Origin of the sequence: Gordonia gummivorans, assembly GCF_022513585.1 — a bacterium.
Lineage (GTDB): Bacteria > Actinomycetota > Actinomycetes > Mycobacteriales > Mycobacteriaceae > Gordonia.
The window spans coordinates 25,946-40,037 of sequence record NZ_JAKWBF010000008.1; the positions used below are offsets into that span (position 1 = coordinate 25,946).

Consider the following 14,092-nt stretch of genomic DNA (forward strand, 5'->3'; position numbering starts at 1 on the left):
CTGTCGATTTATAACGGTCGTCATACGATGGCACGGACGCTACGCTAGAACGACCGTCATAGGCAAGAGAGGAATCGATGGCAAAGCGAACTGCCCGCGAACAGCTCGTCGTGGGTGCCGCCGACATGCTCGGGCGGCGTGGCCTGCGTGCCACCAGCGTCCGGGAATTGGCCAAGCACTCAGGTGCACCACTGGGGTCGACGTACCACTACTTTCCCGGCGGCAAGACACAGGTCGCCGTCGAAGCGGTCGAGTTCGCAGATGCGCTGACCATGCGCGTCCTCGGCGACGCCCTCTCCGCCGACGGACCTGTCGGCGGACTGGGGCGGTTCGTGAACATGTGGCGAGATGTGGTGGTCAACAGCGACTTTCGTGCCGGGTGTCCGGTGCTCGCGGTGTCGGTCGAAGAACCCGATGACGACGATGCTCCACTGCAGGCGGCCGCACGGGCCTTTGAGCGCTGGACCGACCTGCTCGCCGAATCGCTGAGAATGCACGGCGCCGAAGATGACACGGCTCAGCGAACCGCCATCCTCATCGTCGCGTCGATCGAGGGAACGGTGGCCATGTGCCGGGCGCAGCGGAGCACGGCACCCCTGGACCGCACCGCCGACGCACTGGAGCATCTCGTCCGGTCGATCATCGACTGAAGCGCGTCATCGAGCCACGCAAAGGTCCTACGCCAGCGGGTCAAAAGTCCCTCGTGCTCATCGGACCGTAGGCGAATGCTGGAGGGGTCAGGAATACCGTCGCCACAAGGAGACTCACGATGGCCACCGTTGCAGCCCCCGCACTCGCATCCGACCACGAGAATCGGCACCCGATGAGCTGGGTTGCATACACCCTCGTCGTCCTCATCATCCCGGCACTCGGCCTGATGGTGACCTTCTCGGCACAGCACCAGACCGGTGCCGCCGTTGCGTCCGCGGTTGCCCTGCTCGCCATCATCGCCGGCGCCGCAACGGTTTACACCAAGATGTCGCGGCAACTGCACCACACTCCGCTCCTGCCCGAGGACACCGTAGCGGAGAAGGATCGCTACCTGGCGAAGTACCGACGCGCATAGTTCGCCGCGCGGCCCTCGCCACCCAATCCCGCGCACCGGTAGATTGGGAGCGTCGACAGGAGCCCCCATGACCGAACCCGATGTGCCCGGCTCTCGCAAGGTTTCGGTCGTGCTGTTCTTGGGTTTCGAACTCCTCGACGTGTTGTTCTTGGGTTTCGAACTCCTCGACGTGTTCGGACCGGTGGAAATCCTCAGCGTTCTCCCCGACCAGTTCCGCATTTCGATGGTCGCCCGCGAGGCCGGTCTGGTGGCGAGCTCCCAGGGCACCAGGGTGGAAGCAACCGAAGGCCTCTCCGACACCGCCGACGTGGACATCGTCCTGGTTCCCGGTGGTCTCGGATGGCTAAAGCTGTTGGACGACAAGGACTTCCTGAACCAACTACGTTCTTACGTCGCGGACGCAACCCTCGTCACTTCCGTGTGCACCGGCTCGGCCATCCTTGCCGCCGCCGGACTCTTGGACGGCTACCGCGCGACATCCAACAAGCGCTCTTTGATCGGGTGATCCGCCACGGCGACACGGTGCAATGGGAACGCCGAGCCCGATGGGTGCACGACCGTGATCGGTGGACATCATCGGGGGTTGCCGCGGGTATCGACATGACCGCAGCGCTCATCGCCGACCTGTTCGGGCCGACGGCCGCCCGCCACGCCGGCGACGTCATCGAATACGACCCCCAGACCGATCCTGACCACGACATCTTCGCCGATCGATAGGCGCGGGTCGAGCGACCCTGGGGTATCACCGAACAGCTGTCGCCGCGGTGGCCCGTAGACGAACCAGTCGTCGTCGTGTGCGGTCGATCGCCACCGGGTCTGGCGGTTCCGCGTCGTCGGCCGCCGGCAGGATCGAGGTGATCTCGTCGACGATCTCCTCCAACTCCATTGCAAACGGCAGCATCTCGCGAGCCTGCGCGGGAACCGGGGGCGGTTCGGCATAGGCGGCCAGGCACGCCGAGCGCGCCCCGTGCGCACGCCGGTAGGCTTCATCGCGGCAACGCACGAACCTCCTGCGATCGCGATCTGTGACGCCTACCTCGGCCAGGTAGTCCTCGGCCGCACTCAGCCCGTCATCGATCCGTGCTTGCTGTGGAAGACGTCGAGCGCCCGGCCAGCAGACGTAGCCAAGCAGGACTGCAATCACGGCTCCAAGCACGGTGTCCTGCATCCGGATCAGCGGTGCCACGGTATCCGGACCGCCGACCGAGGCGGCCAAGATCGCCGACAGCGTCACACCGACGACGCTCAGCCCGTACAGCTTGGGCGCAGTGAGCGCAGCGAATGCCAGACCAACCGACGCCGCAACCGCAACCGCGGATCCGCTGTCCCAGCATGCGAGCACGGCGGCCGCGATCAGTGCACCGACAAGGGTGCCGGCGACCCGATTCATCGTTCGCACGAAGATCGAGGCGTACTCCGGGCGGACTATCACCGCGACGGTCAGCGGCAGCCAGAACGAATGCTGCGGGTCGTGCAAGGCGACGGTGATCGCGGTGGCCACGCCCATGCACAGCGCCATGCGCACTGCGTTGTGCGCCGACTCTCGAGTCGCCAACGGATGCAGCACAGTTCGCCCGCCACGACGCTCGGGACCCGTCGGCGTGCGTCCGTCACCGGCCACGGCGCGCGACATCGCGCGCAATCCGGGTGTCGTCAGCGGCCAGTCGCCGGCAAGTTCTACCGTTCTTCCGGCGCGAATCAGCGTTCCGGCGGTGCGCAGGGTGGTCACGATCGACGCCGGGACAGGTTGCTTCTCGGCATAGAGCGCGGCGGTCGCGTGCGCGACACGCTCTGTCGTCAAGTCCCATCCGGCGTCACGCGCCTGAGCCGATGCGGCGGCCATTCGCGTTCGTGCCGCACGGGCATCCCCCCGCCCGATCAACTCGCACAGGTCGGCGGCCGCGTCACACACGGTCGCCGCGTACCGCCGTTGGGCAGAGCCATGCCGGAACGGCCAGTCGGCCACGTGCACAACACCGATGGCGAGCGCCCCGATCACGTACCACACTGCCTGTTCAGCGGGGTCGAGCGTGGATCCCCCGAACTGCCCAAAGGCCACGCCGATGCTGAGCATCATCCCGAAGGCAGGCCCGGAAAGGGCGGCTGCGCCAACGAAGCCGGACGCCGAACCCGCCACTGCAGCAACCACAATCATGGCCAGAGGCGAACCTGCCGTCGATCCTCCGACCACAAGGCCGATGACCGCTCCGCATGCCTGCACCGCCAGCGCTGTCAGGCGGCTGCGATACGAATCCCCGATGACGAAGGCAACAGAACAGGCCGCGCCCAGGTAGGCGACCCCGAGCTTGTCCCAGTCGCCGAGCCACAAACCGAGGAGCAGAAGCGCGCCGCCGGCCACCAGCGCGCGCACAGCGGACGACACGGCGAGCGGAGCGGTGGAAGGCCGGAAGGCCGCAGCCAGCGCACTTGCGGTCTCCGACATACCGCCAGCGTAACGCTCGACAATCCACCTTGACGTCACCTCGCACCAGGACCCGATATCGTTACCGTGGCGGTCGGATGGAGATTTGCAGTGCGACAGGAGTTGTCGATGGACAGCAAAATGCCCTCCGAGCGGCTTCGTAGGCTCGAATCCAACTGCGACAACGCCGGGCGCTGGGGTCCCGACGACGATCTCGGGACTCTGAACCTGATCACTCCCGCAGTGCGAATCCGAGCCGCCAGTCTGGTGTCCGAGGGAGTTACGGTTTCGCTCGCATCCGACCTGCAACTCCCGGCGACACAGCACAGCGACCTCCTCGTGTCGCATTCCATCGATTCAGAACCCGCCGTGCCGGATGCGATCGTCGACGAGGTCACGCTGAACGTCCACGGGTGGGGAACCCACATCGACGCGCTCGGGCATTTCCACCTCAACGGTACGACCTACAACAATCGCACCGTCGACGACATACTCGGACCCGAGGGCCTGAGGCGAAATGCGGTGACCGCCATGCGAGACGGCATCTTCACCAGAGGCGCGTTGCTCGATGTCGCGCGCACGCGCGGTGTTCCCTGGCTGGCTTCCGATGAATTTGTGACCGCCGCCGATCTCGACCGTGCGGAGGCAGCCACCGGGCTGACTGTCGAATCTGGTGATGCCGTCATCGTTCACGTGGGACTCGACGCCCGCCTGGCGGCGGCTCCCGATGCAGACCCTGACGTTCCTGGAGTGGCTGCGACTCGACGACCTGCTGCGGACTGTCGAGAGATTCGACCGCAGCACGTTCCTACTGACCGCCGCCCCTCTCGCAATCACCTGCGGAACAGGCTCACCCCTCAATCCGATCGCCACCTTTTGAGGTTCAGACGTGTACCGACAACAGTACGATCGCGGCATGCTCACGAATCGCCGACCATCGTGAGGACAACGCAGTCATCGCAATCGGCACATCGGTCGCATCGATCGGGCACATGCGCTCAGGAGAGAATGTACTCCTAAGTGCGACATCGATATTCGGCCACACGCTCAACGCGTTCTCGAGTGGTGCATAGTCGAGCCCACACCATCGTCGCGATCCCGCATAGTGATCGGTGAGCACGTCGAGGATCGTGGCCTCGACGCCTTCGTCGGGTGCGCAATCGGAGAGGATTGCGACGACGGTGGTGAGGTGGCCCCGATGCCCCAATTGTTTGGCAGTGGCGGCAGTATCGCCGTTTGGGCGCGATCGTAGGGCAGCGATCAGATCGCTGGTTGCCGCGCCCCAATCGGGAAGCGGCCGTCGCATCGGGATTCACATCATCGATGAAGAGACAACGAACACTGTTGTCCGGCATGGTGTTCTGTAATCGACCCTCGGCTTCGCAACATGCTGCGCGGACTGATCGTTCATACCCGTCGAAAACGTCGATCCAGGTCGAGCCACCGAGTCCGCCCGCCGCGGTGATCCGGGACGCGACGTGATCGCCGACTCGCGGTGTCTCGACCTCCCAATGCCGGTCACCTGTGACGATCACGGTGACCGTCGGCCAGAGCACCAGCATGTCGCGGGAATGCAGACCCCCGACCTCTACACGATCGATCGTCGTACCCGGACTACAGCGTTGGATCTTCTCCACCGCCGCGACCACCTGATCGGCCAGGAGACTCTGAACGCCGTGCCAATCGACCGACACGTCAGGCCAACGAGATGCCGAGCGCATCCGCGAGCACCCGCACCATGTGTTGCACACCAATCTCATTGCGCCCCAGCACCATGTGGTCGTGTTGACCCCGTCGGGCTCCTTGACTGCACTGCGGGAGCATCGCAAAGTCTTCGTCACGAACTGCCGCATGGACCTGCGCGAAGATGCCGTCGTACATTTCCCGCTGTTCGTCGGTGGTCGCCGGGTAGCGCGCCATCCAACTGTGCCGGACGGTGCATTTTCCGGCGGCTCCGTCGGGCAGGATGTCGATCACCTCGACCCCGACCGGACTGTTCGCGAGGATCAGATTGGGATAGATCCAGTAGATGAGGCCCATCTGTGCCGACGGCTCCCACATATCTCCGCCGGCCTCGGTGCCATCGAGGTCGGTGATCCACTTGAACGGGAACCCGATTCGGTGGTGGCGGCCGAACTCGTCGTAGACATGTGTGTTGGCAATGGTGTTCTGTCCAATCACGCTCTTGCCGTGCACGAACGGAAAGTGATATCCCTCGGCGAAAGCCTCAAGGGCACCCTTCCAGTTCACCTCCGAATTGAGCATCTTCTCGTCGTGGTACTGGAAGGCCCCGTAATTCCATTGCGCCAGTTCCATGTTCATGGGACCGAGATGAGCGTCGAGGTCCATCTGTGCGCCTGTGGTGAGGACCGCCCAGATCCATCCGTGGCGCTCTTCGGTCGGCAACTCGACCAACCCGTAGGAATCCAAATCGACGTCGTCGAACCCCGCCTTGCCCGGCACGCCCTTGAGTTTGCCGGTGTTGTCGTACACCCACGCGTGATACGGACAGGTGAACCGACGGGCATTGCCCGCACCGCACGCAGGCATGGCTCCGCGGTGTCTGCAGTAGTTGAGGAACACATGTGCCCGGCCGTCACGATCGCGGGTTATCAGCAGCGAGTCCTCCATCACCTGGCGCACGACATAGTCGTGCACATTCGAGATCTGCACCGACGCGAGCACCGCGATCGGCGTGCGCCGGAGGATCGTCGACTGCTCGATGTCGGTGAGTTTGTCGTCGGAGTAGTAGCTCAGCGGAACGCGCATTGTCGACGGTGCGACGTCTGTCGTCCCGGCGAGCGCCAGATCCAATCCACGACGAGTCAGTTCAGGTCCGAGGGGCGTGCAGTGGTCGAGTTGGGCTGTCATACCCTGCGACCATACACTCTTTGAGTTGACCGTCTAGTCGCATTCGCCTGGTCGATTGCGTCGACCAGTCCTGGTTGACTGGAGCGATGCGTACTCACGGTTGGGGCGGAAACACCCCTGCGTCCGACTCCGAAGCCATCGAGCGGATACTTCGTGCGACCTGTGAGCTCATGGACGAGGGCTCGCCCAATCCGTCAATTCTTCAGGTGGCAAAGCGAATCGGGGTCACTCGGCAGACGATCTACCGCTACTTCGCCAACAGCGATGAACTGGTTCGCGCCGCCGCGGAGCATTCGAGTGTCGAGTTTCTCGACGACCTCGCGTCGGCCTTGGCCGGTATCGGCAATGTCTCGGAGGCTGTCGTCGAGAGCATCGCGGTCACCCTCGAGATGCTTCGCTCGAGCAAACGCTTTGAACTTCTCTTCACCGCAGGCACCGATAACGTTGTCATCGCCGCAGTCACCTCGCCCGAGGCCGTCGCCCTGGGCCGGTCGATAGTCGACGGCTTCGATGTGGACTGGAGCGGATGGACCGAAGACGATCGAAACGAACTCGTCGAACACATGCTGCGTACGCTGCAGTCGTTCATCGTCGACCCGGGGCACCCACCGCGTGAGGGCACAGAACTCCGTTGCTACCTGCGTCGGTGGGTGGCACCCCGTTAGGTGACCGAGCCGCATTCACCGTCATCGGCGAAGATACTGTGAATGGATGCATTCCGAACGACGTCAAGAGGTGCACCTCGTGAAAGCCATGCCGCGCAGAGTTCTTGGACCGTTGATCGCGGCTGCGCTCGTCACTCTCGGCAGCCTCGCACCTGCCGCCGGTTTCGGTGTTGCACAGGCTATTTCGCCTGACGAATCCCAGGGTCGGATCACCGATGCCAGTAGCGACGCCGAGGTTGCCGCTTATGGATACCGCGATCTCACGATGAACCGGATGACCCACGCTGCCGCGCGTGACTACTCGGCCGGCAGAAAGACCGCCGTGGCCGCCACGAAGGCGATCAGCAGCCATATCTCGGGAGGGCGATACTGTGCGGCAGCACAGATGGTCAGCCGGGCGTTGACGGAACAGGGTGCCACCAGCGGAGCAGTACAGACCTTCTACTTCCGAACTGGCTGCATCAGCGCGCCGGCTGTCACCCACGAGGGTCCGAGATCCTGACTCAGATCGCCGGATCCGGCGCACTGAGGTCGGAGACGAGCTGGCGTGCCTGCGAGTCAGCGACCCACCTGCCGACGTCGTCGGCGATCGTGGAGGTGGGAAGAGCGCGGCCGCGCTCAGGAAACCGCGTTTGTGGTAAGAAAACGCACATGCGGCCAGAAACCGCTGGCGCGCATCGGGTTTCTGACCCGACACGCAGTTTCTGGGTTCACGACACGCCGACGAGCACTCGGGCGAGGGTGGTCGTCCGGCCTTGGGCCGCACAAGAAGTAGGGGAAGAAGTTTCCTCCCCTACCCTTGGAGTCCTCCGCGCGAAATTTCGCGGGGAGGACTGGGAACTTAGGGGAGGAAGTTCTTCCCCTAGATTTTTCGGCACGACGCATGCGTATTTGCACAGGTCAGAGGCCCGGCTACCGAACTCTGCTGATCAGCCAGCAGCAGCCGCCAGTCGATTCAGGGTGTCCTCCAGTTGATCCTTCGAGACCAACGGGAAGCCAACCTGCTGCAGGAGATCCTTGTCGGTGACCTTCGACCAGTCGTAGGTGTGGCGGACGAGGGTGGCATCGGGTCCCTGCGATTCAAGCTCCCACAACCATTCCCACCCGGGTGGCTCGGTTCCCGCCGGCGCGGTCTTCCATGCCACGAGTTTGTCCTTCGCGTACCCCGTGACGTGGTTGTCGGTTTTGTACTCGCCGCCCATGTGTGGCCCGTCCATGTTGACGGTGAACACCTCCCCGACCTCCTGTATCCGGTCGGCATGCTCAATGCTTCGCATGAAACCCGAACCGTCGATCTCGAGGTGTCGGCGCGGATTGCTGATGACATCGAAGATCCGGTCGACGGGTGCGTCGATGACTCGTTCCACGGTGATACTCGTTGATTCGCTCATTCCTCCACCGTGCCCAAACATCGACGAATGGGCAACGATGCAGGTTGTGGGGGTCGAGCGGGCAAGCTCCACCCCGAAGCCCGACACCAAGACCGTCCGATCATCTGCCGCGAGCACGAGGCCCTACTCGGCCGGTTCCCAGAGTTCGATCGGTAGACCTTCGGGATCGTGAATCCGGGCGAACCGCCCGATCTCGCTGTCCCAGTCGGCATTTCGTTCCACTGCGATTCCCGCCGACTCGAGACGGTCAACCAGATCGTCGAGATCGGTGACCCGAAGGTTCAGCATGAAGGGCTGTTCGACCGCGAAGTAGGTGCTGTCAGCAGGGAATGGAGCAAAGACCGTCATCCCCGACTCCTGTTGCCACACCGTCCCTTGGCCATCCTCGCCCGCGCCGATGCCGAGATGCTCGGAGTACCACGCGGCTCGAGCCTGCGGATCACGACTACGGAAGAACAGCCCGCCTATTCCAGTGACAGCCATGTCTCCGAGACTATCTCCACAGCACGCAGAGAGACCACGATCAGGTGACCGATGGGCCTGCGTCACGAACCTCGTCGACCTTGCTCATGGCCTCGCGCAGCTCGCCGAGCCAGGAATCCGTATGTTGCCCAACGAGCTTCACGCACCACGACAACGCGTCCGCGCGGCTACGGGCGACTCCCGCGGCGACCAATGTGTCCAAGACCTGGCGTTGTGGCTGCCGTAGTCGGGTCATCACCGGAACCGCGAGGTGAGTGAACAGTTCGGCGGAGTCGCCGCAGCGCACGCCCCAAGCCACCTTGCGGCCGAATCGGCGCCCAGCCTCCTGAGCAACCTCGATGCGCTTGTCCCGGGTCGATTCCCGGAACCGTGCAATCCGGCCGGCCTCCGCTTGTCGCTGATCGACAGGTTCGGCGCCGGACTCGACATCTGGCGGATCGATGGTTCCGATGATGGTGATCTCCTCGCGGTCCACCCGGACCTCGGGGGCGCCGGTGAACAGGTCGTCCGGCAAGCGTCCCGTAAGCCATCCGGATACCGCTGATTCACTGTCACTCATGGCGACCTCCTTGATTACTTGTAATCAGTGATACCACGTAATCCACCAGCGAGCGACTCGGACATGCCCTTCTTGACGCGCCGGGGCCATAGAGCAATACTTAGGTATATGCCTAAGTATGACGAAGACGTCGACGCATTGCTCCGCGCTCTCGCGGACCCGACGCGACGCGCCGTCGTCGAACGATTGGCCAAGGCCCCGGCCGTGGTGTCCGAGCTCGCGGCACCCTTCCCCATGGCCTTGCCGTCGTTCATGCAGCATCTGGGCATCCTCGAAAAGGCGGGAATCGTGCTGTCCCACAAGCAAGGTCGCGTTCGCACCGTCAGTCTGAGACCGGGCGCCCTTGACGCGTTGCATCTATGGCTCGGCGAACAGCGGACACCCGCAGAAGACCAGGCCGACCGACTCGGCATCCACCTGACCCGCACCGCCGGAAAAGAAGGAGATCTGACATGACAGTCGTTCGCGTCGATATGTTCACCTCGCTGGATGGCCGGACCGCCACGGCCGGCCTGTCCCCGGACAATCCGATGGGTGAGGACTGGGGGCGCCTCACCGCCGCCTGGGCTGCCACGCGCACGTTTCACGAGCGCGTTTTCGGTGACACCAGCGGTACCGGAACCACCGGAGTCGATGACTCCTACGCCCAAGCTCATTTCGAAGGGATCGGCGCCGAGATCATGGGTGCGGCCATGTTCGGCCTGCACACGTTCCCCGACGACCCGGACTGGAAAGGTTGGTGGGGCGACGAACCACCGTTCGGCACACCGGTCTACATCCTGACCCACACCGCACCCCGGCCGTCGATAACCATGCAGGGCGGAACCACCTTCCACTTCCGCAACGGCCCACTTGATGATGTCCTTGCCGAGGCATCTTCCGCTGCAGGAGGTTTGGATGTTCGCGTCGGCGGTGGCGTCGGCGTCATCCGCGATTTCGTGACGGCCGGACTCGTCGATCAGTTGCACCTCATGGTCGCACCGATCATCCTCGGTCGCGGAACTCACCTGTGGGATGACCTGCCGGGCCTCGACACCACCCACAAGGTGACAACGGAAGTGGCCGAGAGTGGCACGATCCACGTCACTTTCGCGCGGTAGGAGACGATCATGACCAGTGAACGTCGTCTGGCCCGTGCCGAGTTCACCCTGACGCGCGACTACCCTGCCCCCGTCGAGCGCGTGTGGAACGCGTTTGCCGTCGAGCAGGAGAAGCTCGCATGGTGGGGCGCCGGCGATGCCATCGAGCACGGCGAATGGATCTTCGATTTCCGTGTCGGCGGACGCGACGTCGCCGAAGGCAAATTCCACGATGGCCCGGTATCCCGATACGAGGCGACCTACACCGACATCGTCGAGCATAACCGCATCGTGACCACCTACGACATGTGGATCGACGGGGTTCACATGTCGACGTCGGTGGCGTCGTTGGAGTTCGACCCGATTGGGGACCTCACCACGTTCACCCATGCCGAGCACGGCGTGTTCTTCGACCAGTTCTGGGCTGACGGACCCAACCGCGAAGTGGGCACCCGCGGACTGCTCGATGCCCTTGGCCACTATCTCGGCGGACGGTGAGTTCGTCCGATCCACTTATCTCTCACACGTGAGGTGGAAGAATCAGTGTCCGGGCCGGGCTCGAACAACTGGGAGCACAGATGAGAGCGATCATGCCCAGAAGGTCACGCACCCGCTGCATTGCCGCCATCGCATTCGGGAGTGCAGTGCTCCTGACCATCGCCGGGTGTTCGTCGGAATCGTCTGAGTCCACGCCGTCGTCGGTCACCGGCAGCACGACGGCCGACACCGCGGCGGACGTCCTCACCCCCGTGACCGCGAACGCGATCGACGATCCAATTCCGGTCGTCGGCTCCGATGGCAAGACCCACCTCGCCTACGAGTTGCTCCTGACCAACGTGATGTCGGACCCGGTCGCTGTTCGCTCGCTCGAGGTCAGCGCGTCCGGGCAGAAGCTGCTCGACCTTCAGGGCACCGCATTGACCGGAATCATGCGTAGGGGCAGTGGACAACCCGGCCTCGAGCTCGCCGGCGGCGAATACGCCCGACTCACCCTCGACGTTGCGCTCCCAGACGGTACGGCCGCGCCGAGTTCGCTGTCCAACATTCTGACCGCGGCACCCACCAAGCCGCAGCCGCCGCTGGTGCCCGCGGTGATCGCCGAACCGATCACCGTGACCGTCGCGCAGCAGAAGGCCGTATTACTGGACCCGCCCCTTCACGGAGCCGGATGGCTCAACGGCGACGGCTGCTGCATACCCAGCGCACACCGGACGGCCGCCAACCCGATCAACGGAAGGCTCTGGCTTGCAGAACGTTTCGCGATCGACTGGGTACAACTCGACGCCGCGGGCAAGCTGTTCGTCGGCGACCGGTCAAATCTCGCGTCATATCCGTACTACGGTGCCGAGACCCATTCGGTGGCTCAGAGCACGGTGGTCGGCGTGGTCGACGACCTCCCCGACCAAACACCCGGCGTCGATCCGACCGGTCTGCAACTCGATCAGTACGGGGGCAACCACGTCGTCGCCATGATCTCCGAGGGCGTCTACGCCTTCTACGCACATTTGAAGCCGGGAAGTGTGCGGGTCAAGGTCGGCGACAAACTGAGCGCCGGGCAAGTCATCGGCCTGCTCGGCAACAGCGGCAATTCGGACGCACCTCACCTGCACTTCCACACGATGAACGGACCAGATCCGTTGCGGTCCTCCGGCATTCCCTACGAGTTCAAGGAGTTCACGGTCGCTCATCGCCTGCAGTCCGACGAACAGCTGGAGGCGCTGGCGACGACCGGTGGGCCCGTCCCCTACGCGGCCGAACCGGTCAACAAGTCGGTCACCAATGCCATGCCCATCGATCTGGACGTCGTGAACTTCCCGGGGTCGTCCTGAAGTCAGAGTCCACAAACGGAGCTCTGTGCTCCTTGATCGGTGGCATAGTCCTGTTATGGCCGATCACCGGTCTCGTCGTCGCACGTTGCGTGCCACCGCCCTTGCCGCAGCGCTGACGATCGGTGTCACAACCGTCGGGATCGCCACCACACCGGCCGCCGCCGCCCCGGCCGGCTGCGTACCGTTTGGAACCGCACAACTTCCTCCCGGGCCTGCCTCGACCGGCGGCCGCACGGGTTTGGCGGCCTTCCCGACTTATCGCGGGACCCACGCGCCGGTGCGGATCGACCTGCGCTCCAACCACACCCAGTTCAATCGGTACTGGGAGTTCGCGCTCGTCGATGCGCAGCTGCTGACCAGGCCGCGCAGCGCGACGAGCGGTTGGCGAGTCGTCCCGCTCCCCGGATGCCTGCGCGGAAACATCGTGGCCATCTCGGTCGACGACGACGAACTCGTCGGCATCGGCCGCAGCGGATGGATCTACACGATGGACAACGTCACCAACGCGCCGGTGCTGTGGAATTGGACGTCGGCCTGGGGTTCGCCGCTGTGGTTGGGATCGGGTCGGACGCTGCCCGACGGCCGTGTCGGAGGTTGGGCACTGAGCGTCACGTCGCCGACGAACAACCGCGTGTACGCCGACATCGCCGGACGCGTGCATCCATCCGGTTCGGCAAAGATGACGATGATCCCGGCTCTCACCGGCGATGGCAGCCGTATCACCTACGCCGACCCGTGGTTGCCCAACGACGACAGCTACGAGATCGGCAGTCCGCTCGGTGGCCGGTTCCGGTCGGTGGCGCTCTCGGCCGCCGCGTCAACCACCTTCGTGATGAATCGCTACGGCGACATGTACACGCGGACTTTCGATTTCGACTCCTCAGGTTCGGATTCCGTATTCTTCCGGTACAGCTGGGAGCCTCAGACGGGCAAACCAAGCGCCGCGACACTCACGCAGGAGTATGTGGACCGGTCCACGGCCGCCGTCCAGCTACCCGCGCCGGGCTGGACCCGTCAACCCAAGATCACCGGCGAGATCACCTCAGCGATCACCGTCTTCTCCCTCGGGCCTGGCGTCGAAAATCGTGAACTTCGCGTCGAAGGTCGGCGCAATGGGCGAAACGGATACTGGCGCAAGCACATCCACTCAACGTCCTGGGTCTTCGTCGAGACGGACGCGCCCTTGCTGGGACGGCCCATCGCGAATTCGGCCGGCGACCGATCGGCGTTCACCCTCGCACCACCGAAGCCGTGGAACCTGACCGCATCACTCCCCTCGCGACGTACCCTCGTCGACGGTCAACTCCTCATCGACATCGGTCTGCCGTACAGCGTTGTCGACCCGCGATCGCTCGACCAACTCGGCATGCACGCGGCACCGTCGGAGTACCGCTTGGCGGTCACCCACTTCGACCCTGCCGTCACCACGCGTGACGCCGTTGTCATCGCACCAGGCGGCAGGCGTATCCCCGTGCTGTTGCACACGGCCGACGGCATGCGGATGACGCCGAGTCTGCCCGGGCTGACGTCGACGCCCCGTCACCTCGTCGGCGCCATCGAGATACCGAAGCAGGCCTTTGCCCATCGGGCCGGGGATCCCGCTCTGAGGCGGTTTGTCGCCACCTGGATGCGCGGCAAGCCGATCGCGCCGATCACACTCAGTGCAACCACACATGATCTGGTGGTGCGCTGATGCTCGGACCCACGCGCGCGAGAACACTCGCTTC

Annotated in this window: 16 protein-coding genes and 1 pseudogene; 11 read left to right on the plus strand and 6 right to left on the minus strand. The window is 64.1% G+C overall.

Annotation, left to right across the window (positions count from 1 at the left end):
• Nucleotides 1-77 precede the first annotated feature (77 nt).
• The 3 genes from MKW15_RS08010 (at nucleotide 78) to MKW15_RS08020 (ending at nucleotide 1,571) form a co-directional block, all read left to right on the plus strand.
• Nucleotides 78-650 (plus strand): TetR/AcrR family transcriptional regulator, encoded by a 573-nt coding sequence (locus MKW15_RS08010; RefSeq protein WP_240857071.1) that lies wholly within the window; start codon nucleotides 78-80, stop codon nucleotides 648-650.
• A gap of 119 nt (nucleotides 651-769) precedes the next feature.
• Entirely contained in the window at nucleotides 770-1,066 is a 297-nt protein-coding gene (locus tag MKW15_RS08015; protein WP_240857072.1) for a hypothetical protein, read from the plus strand.
• 67 nt (nucleotides 1,067-1,133) lie between these two features.
• Complete coding sequence (locus MKW15_RS08020) at nucleotides 1,134-1,571, plus strand: DJ-1/PfpI family protein (protein ID WP_240857073.1); 438 nt, start codon at nucleotides 1,134-1,136, stop codon at nucleotides 1,569-1,571.
• A 237-nt stretch (nucleotides 1,572-1,808) separates the two neighbouring features.
• Here the strand turns inward: MKW15_RS08020 and MKW15_RS08025 are convergent, their stop codons facing one another.
• On the minus strand, nucleotides 1,809-3,509 hold the full coding sequence (locus tag MKW15_RS08025) for an FUSC family protein (protein ID WP_240857074.1): 1,701 nt from the start codon (nucleotides 3,507-3,509) through the stop codon (nucleotides 1,809-1,811).
• A 120-nt stretch (nucleotides 3,510-3,629) separates the two neighbouring features.
• On the opposite strand from MKW15_RS08025, the pseudogene MKW15_RS24655 reads away from it, so the two are divergent.
• Nucleotides 3,630-4,160 (plus strand): annotated as a pseudogene (locus MKW15_RS24655) (cyclase family protein); the annotation flags it as partial.
• A gap of 211 nt (nucleotides 4,161-4,371) precedes the next feature.
• Here the strand turns inward: MKW15_RS24655 and MKW15_RS08035 are convergent.
• Together MKW15_RS08035 and MKW15_RS08040 are read right to left on the minus strand one after the other, a co-directional pair.
• Nucleotides 4,372-4,794 (minus strand): hypothetical protein, encoded by a 423-nt coding sequence (locus tag MKW15_RS08035; RefSeq protein ID WP_240857076.1) that lies wholly within the window; start codon nucleotides 4,792-4,794, stop codon nucleotides 4,372-4,374.
• A gap of 389 nt (nucleotides 4,795-5,183) precedes the next feature.
• A complete protein-coding gene (locus MKW15_RS08040; protein WP_240857077.1) occupies nucleotides 5,184-6,359 on the minus strand; it encodes an aromatic ring-hydroxylating oxygenase subunit alpha in 1,176 nt (391 codons plus the stop codon).
• 86 nt (nucleotides 6,360-6,445) lie between these two features.
• On the opposite strand from MKW15_RS08040, the gene MKW15_RS08045 reads away from it, so the two are divergent.
• Nucleotides 6,446-7,024 carry a TetR/AcrR family transcriptional regulator gene (locus MKW15_RS08045; RefSeq protein ID WP_240857078.1) on the plus strand — a complete coding sequence of 193 codons (579 nt, stop codon included), beginning with the start codon at nucleotides 6,446-6,448 and terminating at the stop codon, nucleotides 7,022-7,024.
• Nucleotides 7,025-7,070: 46 nt separating this feature from the next.
• Complete coding sequence (locus MKW15_RS08050; RefSeq protein WP_240857079.1) at nucleotides 7,071-7,526, plus strand: hypothetical protein; 456 nt, start codon at nucleotides 7,071-7,073, stop codon at nucleotides 7,524-7,526.
• Between the two features lie 427 nt (nucleotides 7,527-7,953).
• Here the strand turns inward: MKW15_RS08050 and MKW15_RS08055 are convergent, their stop codons facing one another.
• The 3 genes from MKW15_RS08055 to MKW15_RS08065 all read right to left on the minus strand — a co-directional run bounded on the left by MKW15_RS08055 (nucleotide 7,954) and on the right by MKW15_RS08065 (nucleotide 9,457).
• The gene (locus MKW15_RS08055; RefSeq protein ID WP_240857080.1) at nucleotides 7,954-8,415 is read right to left on the minus strand and encodes an SRPBCC family protein; all 462 of its coding nucleotides are present in this window, start codon (nucleotides 8,413-8,415) and stop codon (nucleotides 7,954-7,956) included.
• A gap of 123 nt (nucleotides 8,416-8,538) precedes the next feature.
• Nucleotides 8,539-8,898 (minus strand): VOC family protein, encoded by a 360-nt coding sequence (locus MKW15_RS08060; RefSeq protein WP_240857081.1) that lies wholly within the window; start codon nucleotides 8,896-8,898, stop codon nucleotides 8,539-8,541.
• A gap of 40 nt (nucleotides 8,899-8,938) precedes the next feature.
• The gene (locus tag MKW15_RS08065; protein ID WP_240857082.1) at nucleotides 8,939-9,457 is read right to left on the minus strand and encodes a hypothetical protein; all 519 of its coding nucleotides are present in this window, start codon (nucleotides 9,455-9,457) and stop codon (nucleotides 8,939-8,941) included.
• Between the two features lie 108 nt (nucleotides 9,458-9,565).
• Between MKW15_RS08065 and MKW15_RS08070 the strand changes: the two genes are divergently transcribed.
• From MKW15_RS08070 to MKW15_RS08090, 5 genes are all read left to right on the plus strand, one after another.
• Nucleotides 9,566-9,913: an ArsR/SmtB family transcription factor gene (locus MKW15_RS08070; protein WP_240857083.1), complete on the plus strand. Its 348-nt coding sequence runs from the start codon at nucleotides 9,566-9,568 to the stop codon at nucleotides 9,911-9,913.
• Nucleotides 9,910-10,557, plus strand: a complete 648-nt coding sequence (locus tag MKW15_RS08075; protein ID WP_240857084.1) for a dihydrofolate reductase family protein — start codon at nucleotides 9,910-9,912, stop codon at nucleotides 10,555-10,557. Before MKW15_RS08070 ends, MKW15_RS08075 begins: the two co-directional genes overlap by 4 nt.
• Nucleotides 10,558-10,566: 9 nt before the next feature.
• Entirely contained in the window at nucleotides 10,567-11,034 is a 468-nt protein-coding gene (locus MKW15_RS08080; RefSeq protein ID WP_240857085.1) for an SRPBCC domain-containing protein, read from the plus strand.
• 92 nt (nucleotides 11,035-11,126) lie between these two features.
• Nucleotides 11,127-12,365 (plus strand): M23 family metallopeptidase, encoded by a 1,239-nt coding sequence (locus MKW15_RS08085; protein ID WP_240857086.1) that lies wholly within the window; start codon nucleotides 11,127-11,129, stop codon nucleotides 12,363-12,365.
• Nucleotides 12,366-12,420: 55 nt separating this feature from the next.
• Nucleotides 12,421-14,058: a hypothetical protein gene (locus MKW15_RS08090; RefSeq protein WP_240857087.1), complete on the plus strand. Its 1,638-nt coding sequence runs from the start codon at nucleotides 12,421-12,423 to the stop codon at nucleotides 14,056-14,058.
• The last annotated feature ends 34 nt before the right edge of the window (nucleotides 14,059-14,092 follow it).

Coding starts and splice junctions, on each gene's coding strand:
- MKW15_RS08010 (WP_240857071.1), top strand. CDS start 78: ATGGCAAAGCGAACTGCCCGCGAACAGCTCGTCGTGGGTGCCGCCGAC.
- MKW15_RS08015 (WP_240857072.1), top strand. CDS start 770: ATGGCCACCGTTGCAGCCCCCGCACTCGCATCCGACCACGAGAATCGG.
- MKW15_RS08020 (WP_240857073.1), top strand. CDS start 1,134: ATGACCGAACCCGATGTGCCCGGCTCTCGCAAGGTTTCGGTCGTGCTG.
- MKW15_RS08025 (WP_240857074.1), bottom strand. CDS start 3,509: ATGTCGGAGACCGCAAGTGCGCTGGCTGCGGCCTTCCGGCCTTCCACC.
- MKW15_RS08035 (WP_240857076.1), bottom strand. CDS start 4,794: ATGCGACGGCCGCTTCCCGATTGGGGCGCGGCAACCAGCGATCTGATC.
- MKW15_RS08040 (WP_240857077.1), bottom strand. CDS start 6,359: ATGACAGCCCAACTCGACCACTGCACGCCCCTCGGACCTGAACTGACT.
- MKW15_RS08045 (WP_240857078.1), top strand. CDS start 6,446: ATGCGTACTCACGGTTGGGGCGGAAACACCCCTGCGTCCGACTCCGAA.
- MKW15_RS08050 (WP_240857079.1), top strand. CDS start 7,071: ATGCATTCCGAACGACGTCAAGAGGTGCACCTCGTGAAAGCCATGCCG.
- MKW15_RS08055 (WP_240857080.1), bottom strand. CDS start 8,415: ATGAGCGAATCAACGAGTATCACCGTGGAACGAGTCATCGACGCACCC.
- MKW15_RS08060 (WP_240857081.1), bottom strand. CDS start 8,898: ATGGCTGTCACTGGAATAGGCGGGCTGTTCTTCCGTAGTCGTGATCCG.
- MKW15_RS08065 (WP_240857082.1), bottom strand. CDS start 9,457: ATGAGTGACAGTGAATCAGCGGTATCCGGATGGCTTACGGGACGCTTG.
- MKW15_RS08070 (WP_240857083.1), top strand. CDS start 9,566: ATGCCTAAGTATGACGAAGACGTCGACGCATTGCTCCGCGCTCTCGCG.
- MKW15_RS08075 (WP_240857084.1), top strand. CDS start 9,910: ATGACAGTCGTTCGCGTCGATATGTTCACCTCGCTGGATGGCCGGACC.
- MKW15_RS08080 (WP_240857085.1), top strand. CDS start 10,567: ATGACCAGTGAACGTCGTCTGGCCCGTGCCGAGTTCACCCTGACGCGC.
- MKW15_RS08085 (WP_240857086.1), top strand. CDS start 11,127: ATGCCCAGAAGGTCACGCACCCGCTGCATTGCCGCCATCGCATTCGGG.
- MKW15_RS08090 (WP_240857087.1), top strand. CDS start 12,421: ATGGCCGATCACCGGTCTCGTCGTCGCACGTTGCGTGCCACCGCCCTT.